At 71.7% G+C, this 21,720-nt stretch carries 12 protein-coding genes; 9 read left to right on the top strand and 3 right to left on the bottom strand.

What is annotated here, in order from left to right:
* Positions 1 to 211: 211 nt before the first annotated feature.
* Together OG553_RS37040 and OG553_RS37045 are read left to right on the top strand one after the other, a co-directional pair.
* Entirely contained in the window at positions 212 to 1,279 is a 1,068-nt protein-coding gene (locus OG553_RS37040; protein WP_331728508.1) for a hypothetical protein, read from the top strand.
* A 164-nt stretch (positions 1,280 to 1,443) separates the two neighbouring features.
* Positions 1,444 to 2,754, top strand: coding sequence for an LLM class flavin-dependent oxidoreductase (locus tag OG553_RS37045; protein ID WP_331728510.1), 1,311 nt, complete (start codon positions 1,444 to 1,446; stop codon positions 2,752 to 2,754).
* A gap of 102 nt (positions 2,755 to 2,856) precedes the next feature.
* On the opposite strand, the gene OG553_RS37050 is transcribed toward OG553_RS37045, so the two are convergent.
* The 3 genes from OG553_RS37050 to OG553_RS37060 form a co-directional block, all read right to left on the bottom strand.
* A complete protein-coding gene (locus tag OG553_RS37050) occupies positions 2,857 to 3,369 on the bottom strand; it encodes a flavin reductase family protein (RefSeq protein ID WP_331728511.1) in 513 nt (170 codons plus the stop codon).
* Between the two features lie 95 nt (positions 3,370 to 3,464).
* Positions 3,465 to 4,733 carry a valine--pyruvate transaminase gene (locus OG553_RS37055; protein ID WP_331728512.1) on the bottom strand — a complete coding sequence of 423 codons (1,269 nt, stop codon included), beginning with the start codon at positions 4,731 to 4,733 and terminating at the stop codon, positions 3,465 to 3,467.
* A gap of 97 nt (positions 4,734 to 4,830) precedes the next feature.
* On the bottom strand, positions 4,831 to 6,129 hold the full coding sequence (locus OG553_RS37060) for an MFS transporter (RefSeq protein ID WP_331728513.1): 1,299 nt from the start codon (positions 6,127 to 6,129) through the stop codon (positions 4,831 to 4,833).
* Positions 6,130 to 6,742: 613 nt separating this feature from the next.
* Here OG553_RS37060 and OG553_RS37065 point away from each other — a divergent pair.
* The 7 genes from OG553_RS37065 to OG553_RS37095 all read left to right on the top strand — a co-directional run bounded on the left by OG553_RS37065 (position 6,743) and on the right by OG553_RS37095 (position 21,696).
* Entirely contained in the window at positions 6,743 to 7,939 is a 1,197-nt protein-coding gene (locus tag OG553_RS37065) for an ATP-grasp domain-containing protein (protein WP_331728515.1), read from the top strand.
* Positions 7,940 to 8,405: 466 nt separating this feature from the next.
* Positions 8,406 to 9,404, top strand: coding sequence for a TauD/TfdA family dioxygenase (locus OG553_RS37070; RefSeq protein WP_331728516.1), 999 nt, complete (start codon positions 8,406 to 8,408; stop codon positions 9,402 to 9,404).
* The gene (locus OG553_RS37075; protein ID WP_331728517.1) at positions 9,401 to 10,141 is read left to right on the top strand and encodes a DUF6875 domain-containing protein; all 741 of its coding nucleotides are present in this window, start codon (positions 9,401 to 9,403) and stop codon (positions 10,139 to 10,141) included. Before OG553_RS37070 ends, OG553_RS37075 begins: the two co-directional genes overlap by 4 nt.
* Positions 10,110 to 17,318 carry an amino acid adenylation domain-containing protein gene (locus OG553_RS37080; protein ID WP_331728518.1) on the top strand — a complete coding sequence of 2,403 codons (7,209 nt, stop codon included), beginning with the start codon at positions 10,110 to 10,112 and terminating at the stop codon, positions 17,316 to 17,318. Before OG553_RS37075 ends, OG553_RS37080 begins: the two co-directional genes overlap by 32 nt.
* Positions 17,315 to 18,640, top strand: a complete 1,326-nt coding sequence (lysA, locus tag OG553_RS37085; RefSeq protein ID WP_331728520.1) for a diaminopimelate decarboxylase — start codon at positions 17,315 to 17,317, stop codon at positions 18,638 to 18,640. The genes OG553_RS37080 and lysA overlap by 4 nt, the downstream gene beginning before the upstream one ends.
* An 80-nt stretch (positions 18,641 to 18,720) precedes the next feature.
* Positions 18,721 to 19,896 (top strand): PLP-dependent transferase, encoded by a 1,176-nt coding sequence (locus tag OG553_RS37090; protein WP_331728523.1) that lies wholly within the window; start codon positions 18,721 to 18,723, stop codon positions 19,894 to 19,896.
* A gap of 306 nt (positions 19,897 to 20,202) precedes the next feature.
* Positions 20,203 to 21,696 carry an IMP dehydrogenase gene (locus tag OG553_RS37095; protein WP_331728526.1) on the top strand — a complete coding sequence of 498 codons (1,494 nt, stop codon included), beginning with the start codon at positions 20,203 to 20,205 and terminating at the stop codon, positions 21,694 to 21,696.
* The last annotated feature ends 24 nt before the right edge of the window (positions 21,697 to 21,720 follow it).

Here is a 21,720-nt window from a genome sequence, read left to right on the forward strand (position 1 = left end):
CTCCGCCGCACGGGCGGACGGGCGGACGGGCGGCGGCAAGTACGCGGTGCGGTCCGTTCGACTGAGCTGTTGTGGTCGATCCCGCCGCTGTAGGCTGTGTGTTCGGCTGGAACTCGTTCTTTGGCTCCCGTGGGTGATCTTGGACGTCTAGCGTGCTGACCGGCATCACCTGCACCGCTTCGCCCTGATCCTTTCCCGTCTGGAGCACGCTATGGCCAACGAGGTGGCACGCAAGGACGTCGTCGTGGTGTCCCTGGACGATGACATCGACAGCGGTGACTACCGCAGCCGGGCCTACCGGGAGTTCCTGGCCCGCCACACCCTCCCCGCCCGTACGAAGCCCGAGCCGCCCGCGAAGCCAGACGCCGACGAGCTGGTGGACGAAGAGGCCTACGAGGCGCGGTGGCAGCAGTTCCTGCGGAAGAAGGCCTACGAAGCAGCGGGCCTGAAACCCGTCGACGAGCAGCGGCTGCGTGCGATCCTCGGCGTGGACGGCGGCGTGGACGGCGAATCCGACGAGCTGTGGGTGAAGGCCAACGAGAAGGGCGACGAGCGTGCTGCCGCCAGCCTCAACGCGAAGGCCCGTCCGGACCTCGGGAACCTGGCCCGCGAGTACGCCCTGGCCACCGTGGGCATCGCCCCGGGCGGCACCCTGACCGTGACGGTGCGGGCCGAAGGTCTGGTCTACTACCGCGGAACCGGCCAACGCCGTTATGAGGAGGCGGAGTTCGGCGCCGGGACGGAGAAGGCGGAAGTCTTCCGCACCTCCGCCGAGGACGCCTGGAAGGTCGAGTCCTCCACCGCGCCGGCCGGCCCGGTCACCGGTGTGGTCAAGGCCTTCCACACGAACGGAGTCACCGGCGAGCCGCTCTCCGTGAGGGAGTACCCCTTCAGGATCGAACCCGCCACCGGCCGTACCACCGTCACCGTCGAGCGGGTCTTCCCCGCAGAGGCCTGGGAGCCCGTCGACGGCGGGTCGCGAATAGCGTTCCGCTGGAACAAGCTCGCCCTCGAAGTCGTCGAGGTCGCCTGCGCCGCCGATTCCCGGCCGGTCGTCGCGGGCCTGACCATCCGGGAGGAGGGCCTCACCGGGGCCGAGCGCGACTCCGTCCGCCGTGTCCGTACCGGCGAACGAGGAGACATCGTCGTGACCGACCCCGCCCCGCTCGACCTCGCCGCGCGGTGGGGCCGCGACACCGCGGAAGAGGCCTTCGGCGTGGCCCGGCACCTGCGCGGCCAGGCCGGTTCGAAGGCACCCCGCGGGACCCGCACCCCGTAGCCCCCGCTCCCCGTCACCGCGCGCCCGTCCGGATAGCCAACTTCCAATGGAATCAAGGGTTCCGGGGTGTGAGACAAGGGACAGAAGCACTGGCTTCCGGCCCCGTCCGAGCGCCGTTCGCTGACGTAGATTGGGGCCCATCACATTGATCGCCAGGAGAGTCGATGCACCTCTTTTCCCTGATCGGCGGGGTCGGACACCACCAGGGCGCATGGCGCCGTCCGAACAGCCGGGCTGAAGGGGCCACCTCGCTGGACTACTACAGCGACATCGCGGCAACGGCCGAGCGCGGCATGTTCGACGCGTTGCTCATGGCCGACGGCCTGTCCCTGAACAGCACCCACTTGGCGAGCGGCTGCTTCCCGCACATCGAACCGCTGACCATGCTCTCCGCCCTCGCCGCGCGCACCAGCCGGATCGGCCTGGTGGGCAGTGTGTCGACGACGTTCAGCGAGCCGTACAACGTCGCCCGCCAGTTCGCGACCCTCGACCACATCAGCGCGGGCCGCGCGGCGTGGAACATCGTCACCTCCGGACACGGCGAGGTGAACTTCGGAGGCGGGCCGCTGCCGCAGCACTCGGACCGCTACGCGCGGGCGGACGAGTACGTCGAGGTCGTGACCGCGCTGTGGGACAGCTGGGACCCTGACGCGATCGTCCTGGACCGCGCGAACGGCGTGTACGCCGATGCCGCGAAGGTCCGCCAGATCAACCACGTGGGCAAGCACTTCACGGTCGAAGGGCCCCTGAACGTCCCTTACAGCCCCCAGGGGCGACCCGTGCTCGTCCAGGCCGGCTCGTCGGGCACCGGCCGGTCCTTCGCCGCGCGCCACGCCGAGGTGGTCTTCACGGCCCAGCAGACGCTGGACGGCTGCCAGGACTTCTACGCCGACATGAAGGCCAAGGTCCGCGCCGCGGGCCGTGACCCCGAGCGGGTCAAGGTGCTTCCGGGCGTCCACCCGCTCGTCGGCAGCACCGAGGCCGAGGCGCTGCGGATGGAGGACGAGCTCCGCCACCTGATCCGGATGGACATCGGGATGGCGTGGCTGTCCAAGCAGCTCGGCGGCGTCGACCTCACCGGACTCGACCCGTCGAAGCCCGTACCGGAGGAACTGCTTCCGCCCGTCGAGGCGGTTCAGGCCCGCAGGAGCAGGTACGAGGTCTTCCGGCAGCTGGCCGTGGAGGAGAAGTACAGCATCAACCGGCTGATCGAGGCCGAGACGGTGTCCCAGGGACACCTCATGATGGTGGGCGCCCCGGAGCAGATCGCCGACCGCTTCGAGAAGTGGGTCTCGGAGGGCGGCGCGGACGGCTTCATGATGCTTCCGTCCTACCTGCCGGACGGCCTGGAGCTGATCGTGGACGGGGTGGTTCCGGAGCTGCAGAAGAGGGGGCTGTTCCGCACCGAGTACACCGGTACGACCCTGCGCGACCACCTCGGTCTCGAACCGCTCTCCGGGCCGGAAGGGGCGTAGCGCCGTGGCGGCGCCGCCACGGCGCCGCCACGCGCGAAGGGGCGGCGTGCACCGCACGCCACCCCTTCGACGACGGCCGCCGCACGGCCGGATCCGCGCTCGTCAGCGCCGCGGCGTGTGGAAGGCGCGCTGGTACCAGACGAGCGGCGCGCCGGACGGTCCGGTGCGGATCTCCAGGAGTTCGCCGAGGACGAGGTCGTGGTCGCCGGCCGGCACCACGTCGGCGCGCCGGCAGCGGAACGCGGCGGTCGCGCCGGGCAGGTACGGGAGGCCGGAGCCCGGCCACGCGTCGAAGCCCCCGGCGGCGGCGAAGCGGTCGGTGTCGCGCGTGGCGAAGACCCGGGCGGTGGCGCGGTGCTCCTCGCCGAGGAGGTTCACCACGAACTCGTCGGCCGTGGTCAGCGCCAGGTGGCAGCTGGACTCCCTCCCGATGCCGACCAGCAGCAGCGGCGGCTCCATCGAGACGGAGGTGACGGCGCTCGCGGTGAAGCCCCAGCGGCGACCGGCCGCGTCGAGCGTCGTGACCACGGTGACCGGGGCGGCCAGGTGCGCCATGGCGTCCCGGAATTCCGCCGCTCCCACGGCGGCCGTCGCGGTCCCGGTGGACATGGTCATGGAGTGCTCCTCTTTCCTCCGGTCCGTCCGTTGACGGAACCGGCGAAGTGACGTGTCGTGAAGCTGCTGGACGGCCCGGCCTTCCGGTCGCCCGGTCAGACGGCCGCGTTCCGCATCTCGCGCAGCACGTCCGCGAGTCGGTGGACACCCTCCGTGATCACCTTCTCGTCCGCGCTCAGGCTCAGACGGAAGCACCGGGTCGCGTGCTCGGCGAGGCCGGGCGTGCGCAGCGGGTCGACGAAGAAGTGCCGGCCCGGTACCACGAAGACCTGACGCTCCTTGAGCCGTTCGTACAGCGTCGTGTCGTCGAACCACGGGTGGTCCACCCACAGCCAGCAGAACATGCCGCCGTCACCGGAGTGCATGCGCCAGTCGATGTCCGACGGCAGCAGTTCGGCGAGCAGCTCCTCGACGAAGCGTTTCTTCTCGCGGTAGTACGGCGTGATCGCGGTGCCGGTGGTGGTGTCCATGCGCCCGTCGGCCAGCACCCGGGCGAGGGCGTGCTGGGCGAGCTGGGGCGCGTGCAGGACGGAGTTGGACATGAACGAGGCGAGCGGCCCGATGTACTTCGGGTGCCCGACCGCGAAACCGATCCGCTCACCCGGAAGCCCCGCCTTCGACGCGGAGAAGCAGTTGACGACGTTGTCGTCCAGCACCGGCTCGGTGTGCACCTGCGCGATCCGGGGGAAGGGGGAACCGTAGGCGTTGTCGACGAACAACGGCACCTCGCGCTCGGTCGCGAGCTCCGTCAGCGCCGCCAGGTCGGCAGCGGTCAGGGCCCGCCCGGTGGGGTTGCCCGGACTGGAGACCAGCAGCATGCCGATGTCCGTGCGCCCGCGCAGCGCGTCGATGTCGATGTCGTAGTGGAAGCGGTGGCCTTCCTCACGCCGGATCAGCGGGGCGACACCGGCGATGCCGTCGTCGTGCATGCACAGACCCTGGTAGCCGGTGTAGTCGGGCACCATGGGGAGCACGATCCGCCGGTCGCCGTGTGCGCCGGGGCCGGCGAAGAGGGCGGCCGCTGCGAAGCAGACCATCTGGCTGCCGGGGCCGACCACGATGTTCTCGGGGCCGATCTGCCAGCCGTACCGCTCCCGGAAGTAGCCGGCGACGGCCTCGACGAGGGCGTGACTGCCCCGCGAGGGCCCGTACCGGCAGCCGGCCTCGTCGAAGTCCTCGGCCGCGGCTTCCGCCAGGGCGGCCCGCCACATCTCACGCGCCGCGGGTACCGGGGCGGGGTTGCCCACGCTCAGGTTGAGCCATTCGTCGGCCGAAGACCCGGCCGTGCTCGCGGCGACGTCCTCCATGATGCTGCGCAGGCCGGAGAGTCCGGCCATCTTGGTACCGCTCAGTGACAACGGCATGGCGTTCTTCTCCTCTACACGCAATGGAATGGGCCGCGGCCGTACGTCCGGCAGGGCCGGGCCGGATGCCGCGGGAGGGGGTGCGCCTCCCCGACGGTCACCGCGGTTCGCCGGCGGCAACCGGCGGCGCGGACCGGCCCGGCTCGCGCTCGTCCAGGTCCGGCCAGCCGTACAGCTCGCCCTCGCGGGTCTGCCGGAGCCGGCGGACCCCCGGCACCAGCAGCACGATCACGACACCGGCCACGACGAACCCGAGCGCGATCTCCAGCGTGCTGGTCACGCCGATCGCGTCGGCCAGCGGGCCGGCCGCCGCGTATCCGAGCGGTGCCACCGTGAAGGAGATCAGCCAGTCGTACGACGAGACCCGGGACAGCACTTCCTCGGGGATCAGCTTCTGGAGCGCCGTCGACCACAGGCTGTTCAGGAGGGCCACTCCCGCCGCGCTCATCAAGGCCGCCCCCGCGATCACGAAGGTCGGGGACGGCCCGGCCAGCGCGGCGAGTTGCAGCAAGGTGAGCAGCAGCACGACATGAGCGGTGAACAGGGGCCTGCTCGGGCGGTAGCGCATGCTGACGGCGGCACCGATGAGGGCACCGACGGCCATGCTCGCGCTCACCAGGCCCCAGTTGGCGGCACCGCCCGCCTGACGGGCGACGATGACGGGTCCCAGGACCACGAACGCGCTGGAACCGACGTTCCAGATCGCATGGCCGCACAGGGTCACCCAGTACCAGGGCCGACGGACGACCTCGCTCCACCCGGCTGCGATCTCGGCGAAGATGTGGGTGCGGTCCCCGCGCGGCGCCGTCGGCGCGAGCGGGAGGAGCACCAGGGTGCAGGCGCTGACCAGGAAGGTCACCGCGTCCAGCAGGTACACCCAACCCGGCGAGGCCACCGCCACCACCGTGCCGGCCAGGCCCGGTCCCATCACCTGTGCCGCGCTGCGGGTCAGCTCCATCAGGCCGTTGGCCTGCTGCAGCTTCCCCTTGCTGATGGTCTGCGGCACCAGGCCGGTGATGGCCGGCTGGGTCACGGCCGATGCGGCACCGTAGCAGACCGCCGCTCCCAGCAGCAGCGGCACGCTGCCGTGGCCGGTCAGCAGCAGGACGCCGACGGCCACCTGCACCGTGCACAGGAAGAGATCACTGCCGCCGATCAGCCAACGCCTCGGCAGCCGGTCGGCGAGGGCGCCGCCTACCAGCATCAGCAGCGTACGGGCGACCATGATGGCGGCGATGACGAGGCCGATGTCGGCCGCGCCGCCGCCCGCCGCCAGGACCGCGAACGCCAGCGTCACCGGCATCAGCGCGTCGCCCAGCGCCGAAGTCGTACGGCCGATCCACAGCAGGCGGAAGTTGCGCTCGGCCAGGGCACCGAACTTGTCGGCGAATCTCATGCCGCGCACCGGAGCACGGACGGGGCGTGAGCGGGAACTTGCATCGGGGCACCACCGGTTCAGAGGTCACGTCAACGTTCATACCGAGGCGCCGGTTGGGCCTCAGGTCGTGATCAGTCAGGAAGAGCGGCCGCTTCGCCCCCGCGACCGTGGACGGTGCAGGGCGGGAACCCGGGGCGTACGGCACCCGGATCCGGCATGAGGCAGGGCAACCGTGCCAGGTGCGCCCGACGGGAATCCGCCCGGATCGGCACTGTAGGCCCGGCCGGCGATCGGGCTGCTCAAGAGGCGGAAGTTCCGCGCTACTCCTTAACTACGCCGTCGACCAGCGCTTCGTCAAGATCTTTCATGATCCTACAAAATCCCGTAGGGTCGGTTGTGTGTTCGCCCAAGGGGCCTAATATCTGCCGCATCCCTCCTCACGGGAGGGGAATCGGCCAACAGGCCCCACCGCACGGGCGCCGACCACAGCAGCGCGTCGCGACCAACGACGGCTGAGGCGCCATCGAGCCGGTCCAACAGGTGACCGCGCGACGGGCCCAATCGATCCTGCGCAAACATCGGGGGATGTTCCATGCTTGTTTTCATCGAGTCCATACGGACTGGCACCGGAATGTCCCATGTCAAATGGGCAGTCGACAACGGATTCGACACCGCTTACGTCACCGACCAGCCGCTTGAGGCCGCCAAGGCGCGGTTCTGCGGCGAGGTCGTCGAGGAGCTGGAGAACCGGGGACGGATCTTCCAGGTTCCTTCCACCATGACCACCGATGTGCCCGACGACCTCGTCGAGTGGATCCGCGAGGCGGGCGGCCCGACCGGTGTCGTCTGCCTGCTGGACCGGAGCGTGGAGTTCGCGGCGGTCCTGGCCGAGAGACTGGGGGTTCCGTACCCCAGCCCGGACGCGGTCCGCACCATCCGCGACAAGCGCTCGGCGCGCCGGTTCTACAGCGATGCCGGCGTCCCGAACCTGCGGTGGTGCGCCCCCGAGAGCCCACAGGAACTGGTCGACTTCGTCGAGGGCCTGGACGTTCCGGTGGTGCTCAAGAACAGCCGCGGGGCGGGCAGCTTCAACGTCACACTGGTCCGCAACGCCGAGGAAGCCGTCACCGCCTTCACCGAACTGAGCGCGGACGTCCCGTTCTTCGGCGGCGGGCTGCTGGCCGAGGAGTACGTCCGCGGCCCCCTCTACAGCCTGGAAACCCTGATCACGGACGGCCGCTGCCGCCACCTCGGCGTCACGGACCGCCAGATCGGCCCCAATCCTGCCTTCTGCGAGGTTTCCTACACCTTCCCCGTGCAGGTGCCGGAGTCGGTCGAGACCCGCATGCGGCAGACCGTCGAGACGTGCGTGGCGGCCCTCGACATCCGCCAGGGCATGCTCCACACTGAGTTCGCCGTGCTGGGGAACGACGACGTCGTGATCATCGAGATCAACATCCGCCCCCCCGGCGCCGGAATCCCGCTGATGGTGAACGACTGCCTCGAAAGTCCGCTCACCGCGATCCTCGCGGCCTCGGCGCTCGGCACCGAGCTGCCGCCGCTGGAGCAGAACGGCCGGGCCTCCACCACCATGACGGTCTACCCGGCGGCGCGCGGCAAGCTCACCGCCCTGCGCGGGGTCGAAGAAGCCCTCCGCGCGCCGTTCGTCGCGCAGGTCCTGCCTGGCGCACAGATCGGCGAAGAGGTCTTCCCGCCCATCGACTACCGGGGCGCGCTCTGCCAGATCCGTACGGTCGCCGACTCGGCGAACCTTTCCTACAACGCAGCCGCCATGGCCGCCCGGGACATCTGGGCGTCCGTGGAGTGACGGCGCGGCAGGTGACCGTCACCTGCCGTCCCCTTCCCGGAAGGACCGCCTGAAAGCGGTCCCCGAACACCCGGTCCGGTCGGACGTCCGGCCCCGCGAGAGCGCCGGCCACCGGTGCCGTCCGTACGGCCCGAAGGACTGAACGGACCGTACGGACGCGCCCACCGGCACGGACCGGAACACCCACCGCCCCCGGCACGCCGCCCGTCCTGACGGGCCGGCCCCGCCGCCGCGCGTGGCGGCCGCCACCGGCACCCCGTGCCGGGCCGGAACCGGGCCGGAACCGGGCCGGAACCGGGCCGGCCACACCCCGAGCCACTTCCCGCAGCCGAACACGCAGGCCCCGGCCATGCCCTCGGCCGCGAACCCGAACCCGAACGACCGCCAGGCGTTCCCGTACGCCTGCACCGACACGACCTGAGATCCGTCGCACCACCTGGCGCGACACGAACGACAAGGGTGGACCATGTCGCAAACCGCAACCAAGCTGAACGTGCGCCCCTCCGCCGGCTACATCGGGGCGTACGTAGACGGCATCGACCTGAAGACCGAACTCGACGACGCCACCGTCGAGGAGCTCCGCCAGGCGCTCTACAAGCACAAGGCGCTGTTCTTCCGCGATCAGCACCTGGACCACGCCTCGCACGTGGGGTTCGCCGGGCGGTTCGGCCCGCTCGCCGTGCGCGCCAGGATCCAGGACACCGACGAACTGAACCCGTTCCCGCAGATCCTGACGATCTCTCCGCAGCTCGACAAGAAGCTCGTGGGCGCCGACTACGAGGCGGTGTTCCGCAACAAGTGGGTGTCCAGCATCAGCGGCTGGCACGTCGACGCCTCGCAGGTCGTGAACCCGCCGGCCATCGCGTTCCTGCGCGCCGACGAGGTCCCGCCGTTCGGCGGCGACACCCACTGGACGAACCTGGTGGCCGCCTACGAGGGGCTGTCGGAGCCGATCCGGAACATGATCGACGGTCTCCAGGCGCTGCACACCTTCTGGCCCGCCCAGCAGCTGGACCCGCGCAACCCGGTCGAGAAGAAGGCCCTCGACATGATCGGGAACGAGCGGGAGGCCGTGCACCCGGTGGTGCGCGTGCACCCCGAGACCGGCGAGAAGGCGCTGTTCGTCAACCCGTCGCGGACCGCCCGCATCCTGGGGATGAACCCGGTCGAGAGCCGCAGGATCCTGGACCTGCTGTTCGAGGAGCTGACCCGGCCCCAGTACACCTGCCGGTTCGCCTGGGAGCCGGGCTCGTTCGCGATGTGGGACAACCGGACCACCGCGCACCTGGCCGCGGCCGACATCGACCACCTCACCGAGGAGGGCCACGTCCGCATCATGCACCGGACCTCGACCGTCGGCGACGTCCCCGTCGGCCCGGACGGCTTCGCCTCCTACGCGCTGGCGGGTGTGCCGCTGGTCGAGCCGAAGAAGGACACCGACGCCCCCGCGCACGAAGCCCAGTGAGCGCGGCCCAGCCCATGGTCGCGGCCGCGGCCCCGTCGGTCGTGCCCGGGTCGCTGACCCGGGCCGCCGACGCCGCCGCGGTCTTCGACCGCTACCCGCAGTACCGGGCCGGGATGCGCTGGCTGACGGAGTTCGTCACGCAGCCGCACCCCGACCTGGGCCGGTCCGGCGCGGTCTGCCCGCGGCTGGAGCCCGCCATCCGCGCCAACACGGTGTGGCTGGTCGCGCTGTCGGTGCACGGGACGACCCCCGCCGACGCCGCTGACGCGGGACGGCTGCTGCTCGACCTGTTCGAAGAGGTCGCCGCCGGGCCGCACAGGTCGACCACCACCCTGCTCGGCTTCTTTCCCGGCCTGCCGAGCGGGCAGACGGCCGACTTCATCGACGGCGGCCACCGCCTCCTGAGGCCCGAGGCCGTCGAACGCGGCCTGATGCTCGGGGAGTTCCACGCGGACAGCGACGTCGGCGGCGTGCACAACCGGGCGTTCCCGGTGATGCAGAGCCCCGAGCCGATGTTCGTCGTCCGCGCCATGACCCCCCACGACCTGCTGTTCGCCGACCAGCCCGCCACCCCGCCGGCCGACCGGTTCAGCTACCTCCTGGCGTACCAGCGCCACATCGGCCCCCGGCTCAGCCCGGCGGCGCGCGAAACCCTCGAGGCCAAGGTCAGTGCCGCCCGTCAACTCCTTCATCCGGAGAGTCATCGTGACCCTGCATACCCCGGCCGCTCTCTCTGAGCTGACCCTTGCCGCGGCGCTGGAGACCGTCTACCGCGAACACCGGACCTCTGCCGCGGTCGTCACCACGTCCGGTTCACTGACCTACCAGGACCTCGCCGAGCGGGCGCACGCCGTCGCCGCCGGCATACGTGCCGCGTGGCCCGCCCCGCAGGTTCCCGCCCCGGCGCAACCCCCGGTCGTGGCCGTGGTCATCGAGCGCTCGCCCGAGTTCGTCGCCACGGTGCTGGGCGTCCTCGCCGCCGGGGCCGTGTACCTGCCGCTCGACCCGGACGCGCCGGACGCCTTCCTGCGCGACGTGTTCGCCGAGGCCCGTCCGGCGCTGGTCGTCACCACCGCCGACCGGGTCGCCCGGCTGCGCGAACACACCACCGCGCCGGTCAGCTCGTACCAGGACCTCGCCGCCCACCGACCGACGGGCCCCGTCACGGACGCGGCGGCGGACCCGTCCCGTCCGGCGTACGTCATCTACACCTCGGGGTCGACCGGCGCACCGAAGGGCGTACTGGTCCCGCACTCCGCGCTGCTCAACTCCACGGCGGCGCGCACCGACCAGTTCGGCCCGGCCGGCCGGGTGCTGCTGCTGCACTCGCCCGCGTTCGACCTCACCACCGGTGTCCTGTTCTGGACCCTGCTGACCGGCGGCACCCTCGTCATCGACCCGGCGGGACTCACCGACGTCGCCCGCACCGTCGACCTGGTGCACGAGCACAGCGTGACACAGCTGATCTACCCGGCGTCGCTGTACAGCGTCTTTCTCGACCGAGCCTCGAGCCGACCCCCCACCGGTCTCAAGGCCGTCGGGATCGGCAGCGAACGGTGGAGCCCCGCCGTGATCGAGCGGCACGCCCGGCTGCTGCCGGACACCTCCCTGTTCAACGAGTTCGGTCCGACGGAAGCGTGCGTGGTCTCCAGCTACGGCCGCGTCTACGACGCCGCGACCGGGCAGCTGACCCCGATGACCATCGGCCGCCCGGTCCGAAACACCGGCTACCTCCTCCTCGACGCCGAGGGCCGGCCCACCACCGGAACCGGCGAACTGGCCATCACCGGAGCCAACCTCGCGCTCGGCTACCTCAACCGCCCGGAACTGACCGCCGAGCGGTTCGCGACCGTCGACGGCGAACGGGCCTACCGCACCGGTGACCTCGTCCGCCAGGACCCCTCGGACGGCTTCGTGTTCCTGGAGCGCGCCGACCGCCAGGTGCAGGTCGGCGGGCACCGCGTGGAACCGGGCCACGTCGAGTCCGTCCTCATGGAGCACCCCCGGATCCTCGCGGCGCACGTCACCGGACGCACCGACGCCTCGCTCTCCGGGTCGACCTCCCTCGTCGCCTACCTCGTCCCGGTCCCGGTCCCGGACGCGGACGCGGACCCCGGGCCGTCGGCCGCCGCGCCCGCGGGGGACACCACCGGCGAGGACTCGTTCATCGCCGACTGCGACCGCCACCTGCGTGCCCGCGTCCCCGCCTACCTCGTCCCCTCCGCGTACGTCGTGGTCCGTGAACTGCCCCGGACCCCGGCCGGGAAGATCGACCAGACCCGGCTGCCGGCACCGGCCGTGACCGGCGCCGCGCCCGCGGACGCCCTCGAAGAGAGCCTGGCGGCCGCGGCCGCGGGCATCCTCGACCTGCCGGACGTCCCGGTGGACCGGTCGCTGCTGATGCTGGGCGCCAACTCCCTGGCCCTGATCCGGCTGGTCGCGGTCGTCGCCGCCGACCACGCAGTCGACCTTCCCGTCAGCGCGCTGTTCGCGACCCCCACCATCCGGGCCATCGCCGACCTGGTCCGGGCCGGGGCCCCGTCCGACCGCCCGCGGATCCGGCCCGGCACGGCCCCCACGGAGACCGGGCCCGACGGTGCGGCCGGCTACCCGCTCAGCGGCCAGCAGGAGCAGATCTGGGTCCTCACCCGGCTGACCGACGACTCGCTCGCCTACAACACCCAGTTCTCGCTGCGGATGCACGGCCCGGTGGACATCACCGCGCTGCAGCACTCGCTGTCGCACATCGTGGCCCGCCACGAGATCCTGCGCAGCACCTTCCACGACGGCGCCGACGGGCCGGTCCAGGTCGTCCACGAACCCTGGCAGGCGAAGGTGCAGGTCGTCGACCTCACCGGACTGCCCGAGCAGGACCGCCCCGCCGCGCTCGAAGCCCGGATGCGCGCCGAGGTCGCCATCGGCTTCGACGTGGCCACCCTGCCGCTGGTCCGCTGGCAGCTGTTCCGCCTCGCCCCCGACGAGTGGCGGCTGCTCCAGGTCGAACACCACTTCGCGCACGACGGCTGGTCCGCCCAGCTGTTCCTGACCGAGCTCCGCGACGCGTACGACGCGATCGTCGACGGCCGCGCGCCGGAGCTGCCGCCGCTGCCGGTGCAGTTCCGCGACTTCGCGGCCTGGCAGCACGCCTGGCGCAAGAGCGGAGACTACGCCGACCAGGTGGCCTACTGGTGCGACCGACTGTCCGGCTGCCCCCGCGACGGCGCGACGTTCGCAGCGGACAGGCTCCGTCCGGTCGCCCGGTCCTACCGCGGAGGCCGCTTCAGCGCCCACATCCCGGCCGAGGTCGTGCGCGGCCTCGACGAGCTGGCCGCGCGGCACGGCGTCAGCCGCTTCGCGGTGTTCCTCTCGGCGTTCGCGCTCCAGGTCTGGCAGCACACCGGCGAAGAGGACATCGTCCTCGGGTCGGCGCTGGTCAACCGCCGCCAGCCCGGCACCGACCGGCTGCTCGGAATGTTCGTCAACGCGCTCCCGCTGCGCGTCCGCGTCGACCCGGCCGGCTCGCTGAGCGAACTGCTCCGGGCGACGATGGACGTCGTGCTCGGCGCGCAGGACCACCAGGAACTGCCCCTGCTCGACCTGCTGGCCCGCCTGGACCTGCCGCGCGACCCCGGCCGGAACCCGCTGTTCAACCTCATGTTCGCGTTCCACGACACCCCGCGCCCGTACCTGCGGATGGGGCCGGTGCAGGCGAGCCTGGTCATCGAGCACAACGCGTCCGCCAAGGGCGACATCAACGTGGTGTGCGTTCCCGACCCCCGCCACCCGGACGGCAGCGGGCAGGGCGGCATGACCATCCTGTGGGAGTACGACACCGACCTGTTCGACGCGGACACCGCCGAAGAACTCCTCGGCGGGTACGAAACGCTCCTGGGCCTGCTGGCGCGGGCCGCAGACCGGCCGGTCGGCGAACTGGACCTCCTGGGTCCCCAGGAGACGGCACGGGTCCTGGCGATGAGCACGGGCCCCGACGACGAGGTCCCGTACGACACGCTGCACGCCGGCTTCGCGGCCGCGGCGGCCGCGCACCCCGACGCGGTCGCGGTCGAGCACGCGGGCTCCTCCTGGACGTACCGCCAACTCGACCTGTACGCCCAGGAGATGCGGATTCGGCTGGCCGACGCGGGCCTGCGGCCGGGCCAGGTCGTCGCGATCACCGGCACCGCCGGCATCGGCCTGGTCGCGTCGATCCTGGCCGTGCTGCGCTCCGGTGCCGTCTACGTGTGCATCGACCCGGCGCAGCCCGCGGCCCGCACCGCCGCGATGTACGAGGACGCGGCCCCGGCCGTCATCGTCGCCGGCCACGCCGCACCGTCCGGCACGACCCCCTCCGGGGCGCCCGCGGGCGTTCCCGTCGTGTACGCGGACGGCCTGTCCGCCGGCCCGGCGACGGACACCGGCGCCCCGGCCGACGCGGACACCGCTCCCGCCGACGGCGCCTACCTCGTCTACACCTCGGGTTCCACCGGCACCCCGAAGGCGGTCCTGACCAGCCACGCCAACGCGTGCGCCGCGGTGCACGGCCGCACCCGGTACCTGGCGGCGGCGGGCACGGAGCCCGGCGTACCGGTCAAGACCCTGGTGACCCTGCCGGTGATCTTCGACGTCGCGCCGCACATGATGCTGTGGACGCTGTGGTCGGGCGGCACCATCGTGCTCCCGGACACCGCCGAAGACGCCCGGGACCCCGACCGCATCCGCTCCCTCATCGAGCAGCGCGGGGTCACGCACGTCAACTTCACCGCCTCGTTCTACCGCCAACTGGTGCGGACCCTCCCGGTCGCGTGGAACCCGCGGCTGCGGGTCGTGGCCATCGGCGGCGAGGCCTGCGGTGCGGACGACCTGCACGAACACGCGCTCCGCGTGCCGGGCGCGGCCCTGGACAACGAGTACGGCCCCACGGAGGGCACCGTCTGGTGCTCCGCGCAGCGTCTGCACCCCGCGCCCCAGGGCGCCGGGACGCGGCTGGGCGTCGGCGGCCCGCTGGCGAACTACCGCCTGGTGGTCCTGGACCCGGACGGCCGGCTGCTGCCCGCCGGCGCGGCCGGCGAGCTGTACATCGGCGGCACCGGGGTGGCCCTCGGCTACCACCGCCGCCCCGAGCTGACCGCCGAGCGGTTCCAGGTCCTGGCGGCCGGACCGCTCGCCGGGCAGCGCCTGTACCGGACCGGCGACCGGGCCAGGCTCCGCGCCGGCAGCTTCGAGATCCTGGGACGTCTTGACGACCAGGTCAAGGTCCGCGGGTTCCGGGTGGAACTCGGGGAGGTCACCGCCTGCCTGCTGGGGCACCCGGACGTCGCCGACGCCGCCGTGCTCCTGCGGGGAACCGGCGACACGGCACGGCTGGCCGCGTACATCGCCGCCCCGGCCGGCAGCACCGTCCAGCCGGAGGACGTGCGGCAGTGGGCGGCACAGCAGCTGCCCTCCTACATGCTCCCCACCAGCGTCGTGGTCATGGACCGGCTGCCCCGGACGTCCACCGGGAAGATCCAGGCCTCGCAACTGCCGCAGCCGCCGGAGCAGTCCACCGGTACGGGTCCGGCGGCCGAGCCCGAAACGCCCCGCCAGCAACTGCTGCTCCAGGTGTGGAGGGACACGCTCCAGCAGCCGCGCCTCGGCCTCGACGCCGACTTCTTCGAGGTCGGCGGCGACTCCCTGCAAGCCATCCGGGTCGCCGCCCGGACCCGCGCGCTCGGGGTGGACATCAGCGTCGCGGACCTGCTGGCCGCGACGACCGTCCGGGCCCTGGACCGCCGGATCGGCGACCGCCCCGACACCGACGTCCTCGCGGTGACCGAACGCCGGCCGGCCGGGACCACCCTCGCGCTCACGGCGATCCAGGCCTGGTTCTTCGACCAGCGGTTCGCCGACCCGGACCACTTCCACCAGGCGCGCCTGTTCGAGTTCGCCGAAGGCGGCGACCCGGACACCCTGCGCACGGCACTGTCCTGGGTGCTCCGCCGCCACGACGCGTTCCGCACCCGCTTCTCCCACGACGGCGAAACCTGGACGGCCGTCCTCGACGAGGAGCCGGCCGGCGACCTGCTGAGCGAGCACGTACTACCGGACGGCGACCAGCCGCTCGCGCAGCGGCTCGATGCCCGGCTGCGCGGACTGCACCGGCAGATCGCCATCGACAGCGGCAGACTGGCGGACTTCGCCGTCGTGCGCGACCCGGACAGCTCCTCCACCTGGGTCTACCTCATCGCGCACCACCTGATCGTCGACGTGGTGTCCTGGCAGATCCTCACCGACGAGATCACGTGGGCCCACCGGGCGCTGCGAGAGGGCCGCGAGCTGCCCGACGGCGCCGCCCCCGGCATCCCCGCCGGGCCCGGGGCCGCTGCCGCGGCCGTCCCCGAGACGTACTGGGAGACCCTGGCGAAGGCGGACAAGCCGCTGCTCTCCGGCGCCGGAACCGCCGCCGCGCCGACCGGATCGGGCGACCGGATCCAGGTGAGCACCCGGCTCTCGCACCGGGTCGCCACCTACCTGGGGCAGGAGACCCGCCGCCTGCACGACATCAGTGCCCAGTCGGTCCTGCTGGCGGCCCTGCACCGCGCGCTGGCCCCGCACAGCGACGGGTCCGACCTGTACGTGTGGCTGGAGGGACACGGCCGGACCCTGTCCGGCGAGGGCGGCCCGGAGAACGCGGTCGGCTGGCTGACCTCCCTCTACCCGGCGCTGCTCACCGACCTCGAAGCGGGCCCGACGCGCCTCGTCGACGCCGCGACCGCGGTCGAACGGCAGCTCGCCGAGGTCCCCGACGCCGGGACCGGCTTCGGCCGGGCGCGGCACCTGCACCCGGACTCGCCCCTCGGCCGGCAGCTGGCGTCCGTCGCCTCGCCGCAGGTCACGTTCAACTACCTCGGCGGACACCAGCTGCCCGCCGGCGAGCAGGTGCTGCGACCGGCCCCGGCCCCGGAGGGGGCGACCATCGCCGCCGCCAACGTGCTGCCGACCCCGCTCGACGTGACGGTCGCCCCGGCCGCGGACGGCACGGTGACCTGCCGGCTGTCCGTCGACCCGGCGCTGCTGTCCGCCGGGGAGACCGCGCAGGTCGCGGAACGGTTCGCCGCGGAGATGGAGCGCGCCGCCCGGATGGTCCCGCTCAGCACCGCGCCGGTCGACCGGCCCGCGCGCACGCTGTTCATGATCCACCCGGTCGACGGGCGGATCGACTGGTACGCGCCGATGGCCGGTGTCCTCGGACGCGGCTGGGACTGCTACGGCCTGCCGCACGACTACACCTGCGAGAGCACGACGATGGAGGCGCTGGCCGGCCGCTACCTGGACCAGATCCGCGCGTCGATGCCCTCCGGCCCGTACACCCTGGCGGGCTGGTGCATGGGTGCGCCGCTGATCTACGAGATCGCCCGCCAGGCCCATGCGGACGGCGACGGCGAGCGCATCGACGACCTGATCGTCATGGACCCGACGCCGGCCGAACCACCGGGCAACCCGGACGCCGCCCTCGTCGACCACGCGCACGTCGAGCTCCCGCACCAGACGAAGCCCGCCATCGCCGAGGCGCTCGCCGCGACCCGACGGCTGCCGATCCCCGAGCGGGCCGCGGCGCTCGTCGACCGGCTCGGCCCGAACGGGCCGGGGGCCCCCGATCACCAGCTGCTCGGCAAGCTGCGGATGCGGCTGGGCTTCCACGCCGCGATGGACGCGTGGCGGCCCACCGGGCAGGTACCGCGGCTGACGATGTGCCTGCCCGAGGTCATCACGGCCGGCCACGAGCAGGCCCCCGACAGCTGGCGCACGCTGGGCGCCACGGTCGCCGTCACCACCATCCCGGGCGACCACGTCAGCATGCTCAGCGCCGGTGAACTCCACCAGGCCGTGGCCCCGGCCGCCGGCCGCACGCACCACCCCGAGGAGGACTCGTGAACGGCACACCCGAGGTCCGCGCACTGCGCCCGGGCCTGTGGCCCGCCACGGCGGAACAGGGCCCGGACGGAGTGCTGGCCATCGGCGGCGTACCGGTGACGGACATCGCACAGCAGTACGGGACGCCCGCGTACGTATTCGACGAGACCGACTTCCGGGACCGCTGCACCACCTTCCGCGAGGCGTTCCACGACTTCGACGTCTACTACGCGAGCAAGGCGTTCCTCACCCGCGCCAGCGCCCGCATCGTCGAAGAGGCCGGCCTGAGCCTGGACGTCTGCACGGAGGGCGAACTCGCCTACGCCAAGGCCGTGGACTTCCCGGCCGAGCGCATCCTGCTGCACGGCAACAACAAGTCGAAGGCCGACCTGGCCGCAGCCCTCGACTACGGAGTCGGACGCATCGTCGTCGACTCCGTCGAGGAACTCGACCTGCTCGAGGAACTCGTGCCGTGCTTCCCCGGCAGCAAACCCGGCGTGCTGCTGCGGGTCACGGTGGGCGTGCGGGCCGACACCCACGCGCACATCGCCACGGCGCACGAGGACCAGAAGTTCGGATTCTCCCTGGTCAGCGGCGACGCGGAGCGCGCCGTGCGCCGTGTGGCGGACAGCGACCTGCTCGAACTGCGGGGCCTGCACAGCCACATCGGCTCGCAGATCCTCGGCACGGCCGGATTCGAGGCCGCCGCCAAGCGGCTGGCCGAGCTGCGGGCCAGGCTGACCCTGGACGGGATCCAGCTGCCCGAGCTCGATCTCGGCGGCGGCTTCGGCACCGCCTACACCGAGCACGACGTGCCCACTCCGGCCAAGGAGATGGCCGACACCCTGCGGGCCGCGGTGGAGAAGGAGTGCGCACGGCTCGGAGTGCCGATGCCGCGCCTGGCCATCGAGCCCGGCCGCGCGATCGCCGGGCCGGCCGGGGTGACGCTCTACCGGGTCGGCGCGGTCAAGTTCCGCGAGGGAATCCGCACCTTCGTCGCGGTCGACGGAGGCATGAGCGACAACGTGCGCACCGCGCTGTACGACGCCGCGTACTCGGTGCAGCTCGCGGGACGCGTCTCGGACGCCCCCGCGACGCTGGTCCGCGTCGTCGGCAAGCACTGCGACGCCGGAGACGTGGTGGTGCGCGAGGACCACCTGCCGTCCGACGTCAGGGCGGGCGACCTGCTCGCGGTGCCCGGCACCGGCGCGTACTGCCGCAGCCTCGCGCACAACTACAACCAGATCCCGCGACCGCCCGTGATCGCGGTGGCCGGGGGGCGAGCGCGAGAGATCGTGCGACGCGAGACGATCGAGGACCTCATGCGGTTCGACATCGGCTGACCACAGACCCGCCACGGCGGCCTCCCCCTGGCCGCCGTGGCGCCCAGCCCCTGTACCGGTCGTGCCAGCAAGGAGCCACGATGACCAAGCAGCGTCCCCAGGATGCGTACACCAACAGCATCGAGTCGCCGACGTACCAGAGCGCCTCCTACTACTTCAACAACGCGGACCACGTGAAGGACGGCCTGCACGACAGGTCGGTGCCCGCGGGACGCTACGGCCGCTACTCCAACCCCACCTGGGTCGAGGTGGAGAACAAGCTGAGCGAGCTGAGCGGCGCCGAGAGCTCCCTGGTCTTCGCCTCCGGCATGGCCGCGCACGTCACCGCGTTCCTCGCGCTGCTCCAGGCGGGCGACGAGGTGGTGCTGCCGTCCGAGTCGTACCGGCAGGTGCGCAACGTCTTCCACCACATCCTGCCGAAGTTCGGCGTCGTGGTGCACGAGTTCTCCATCCGGGACCCGGAGGAGTTCGTCGAGAACGTCGCGGCGCTGCGCGGCCGGATCAAGCTCGTGCACCTGGAGATGCCGTCCTCGCCGCACATGTACCTGATCGACGTGGCCCGGGTGCGGGAGGCCGTCGGGCCCGAGGTGATCATCACCCTCGACAGCTCGTTCTCACCCCCGCCGAACTACCACGCCCTGCGGTGGGGCGTGGACCTGGTGCTGTTCAGCGCCACCAAGTACCTCAGCGGGCACGGCGACATCGTGGCCGGGGTGGCATCGGGCCGCGAGGAGCTGATCGAGAAGCTGCGCTGGTACCGGGACACCACCGGGCCGATCCTCGACGGCAACTCCGCCTTCCTGCTGCGCCGCAGTCTCTACACACTGGAACTGCGCATGGAACGGGTCAACGCCATGGGCCTCGAAGTCGCCCGCTTCCTGGAGGGGCACCCGGCCGTCGAGCGCGTCTACTACAACGGCCTCGAGTCGCACCCGCACTTCGAGCTGGCCCAGCGGTACCTGAACGGCTTCGGCGGGGTCATCACCTTCGAGCTCGGGCTGAGCGAGGAGCAGACGGCGAAGTTCGTCGACCGGCTGCGCGTGCCGTTCATGGCCTCGAACTTCGGCGCTCCGCACACGCTCGTCGAGCAGAGCACGTTCTTCACCTACTTCGAGTACTCCGACGACGAGCTGGTGAGCATCGGCGTACCTCGCGGCACGGTGCGGCTGGCACTCGGCTACAGCAACGACGTCACGGACATCGTCAAGGACCTGGACCAGGCGCTTTCTCACGTGATGTCCCTTAAGGAGGAATAAGACGCCGCCTGAGCTCGGGCAAGGGCAATTGGCCGTCCAACAGGCGGACGTGCGGTGCGGTATCATCTCGTATGGCGTAATGGAAGTCAGCGCCTGTGCCGCACCGTGCAGGTTGAACCTGTGGTTACCGCGCTGTCGATTGGGCCGCGCGCGCAAGCACTTGTTCACGCCGGGCGTGCCCGCTCCCAGGATTTCCCAGGAGCGCTTTCCTTCTGATTGTGCGCTACCGGGTGGCGACAATCTGCACTGCCCGAACGAGCCTCACCGACCTCACCGGTGTTTTGCAGGCTCCTTTCTGGAGACGACGTGAAAATCCTCCCTGAGATCTCTCGTACGCTGAGCGAATACCTCCTGATCCCCGGCCTGACCACCGAGGCCTGCACGCCGGACAACGTGGATCTCGGAGCGCCCCTGGTGCGTCACCGGCTCGGCGAGGAGGCGCGCGTACGGATCGCCACGCCCATGGTGAGCGCCGTCATGCAGGCGGTGTCGTCACCGACGCTGGCGGTGGCGCTGGCGCAGGTCGGCGGGCTGTCGTTCATCCACCAGAACCAGTCGGTCGAGGACCAGACCGCGGACGTCCTGGCCGTCAAGCGGCACAAGGCCGGCTTCCGCACCAGCGAGGTCACCGTATCGCCGCAGACGCCCCTCGGCGAGGTCGCCCACCGCCTCTCGGAGACGGAGCAGGGCGTGGCCGTGGTCACGCAGAACGGCGCCGTGGACGGCGAGTTCCTCGGCATCATCAGCCTCGACGACTTCCACCTGGAGCGGCACGGGGCTTCGGAGAGCGCCGGCAACCGCATGCGCGGCCGCGCCGACCTCGTCACCGCTCCCGCCTCCGTCACGCTGTCCGAGGCCAACGAGCTCATCTGGAAGCACCACCTGGACGTGCTGCCCGTGCTCGAGGACGACCGCATCGCCTCCCTGGTCCTCAAGCGGGACTACCAGGCCCACAAGACGTACCACCGCGCGACGGTGGACGGCGAGAAGCGCCTGCGCGTGGGCGCCGGCATCAACTCGCGCGACTACCGGGACCGCATTCCCGCCCTGGTGGAGGCCGGCGCGGACGTGCTGTGCCTGGACTCCTCCGACGGCTATTCCGTGTACCAGGCGAAGACCCTGGAGTTCGCCCGGGAGAAGTACGGCGACGACGTCTTCGTCGGCGCGGGCAACGTCGTCGACGGCCGGGCGTTCCGCTACCTGGCCGACGCGGGCGCGGCGTTCGTGAAGGTGGGCATCGGCGGCGGCGCCATCTGCACCACGCGCGAGCAGAAGGGCATCGGCCGGGGCCAGGCCTCCGCGCTGCTCGACGTGGTCGAGGCGCGCGACGCGTACGCCCAGGAGACCGGCGTGTACGTGCCGCTGTGCTGCGACGGTGGTCTGCTCAACGACTCGCACATGGCGATGGCCCTGGCGATGGGCGCGGACTTCATCATGCTCGGCCGCTACTTCGCCCGGCTCGACGAGAGCCCCTCGCGCAAGCTCCAGATCGGCGGCCAGTGGTACAAGGAGTACTGGGGTGAGGGCTCGCGGCGCGCGCAGAACGCGGCCCGCTACGGCCAGCGCGGCCAGATGGTCTTCGAGGAGGGCGTCGACGGCTACGTCCCGTACGCGGGCAGCCTGTACGACAACGTGGAGCGCACCCGCGCGAAGCTGATCTCCACCATGATCAGCTGCGGCTCCACGAACCTCCGGGACTTCCACCGGGACGCGGTGCTGGCCCCCGTGTCGGCGGAATCGTTCAAGCAGACCGGCGCCGAGATCGAGGTGCGTCGACCCGCCATCGACGCCGGGGAGTAAGGACAGGAGGGACGGCCCCGTACG

It is taken from the genome of Streptomyces sp. NBC_00158 (genome assembly GCF_045160885.1).
In the GTDB taxonomy this organism is placed as follows: domain Bacteria; phylum Actinomycetota; class Actinomycetes; order Streptomycetales; family Streptomycetaceae; genus Streptomyces.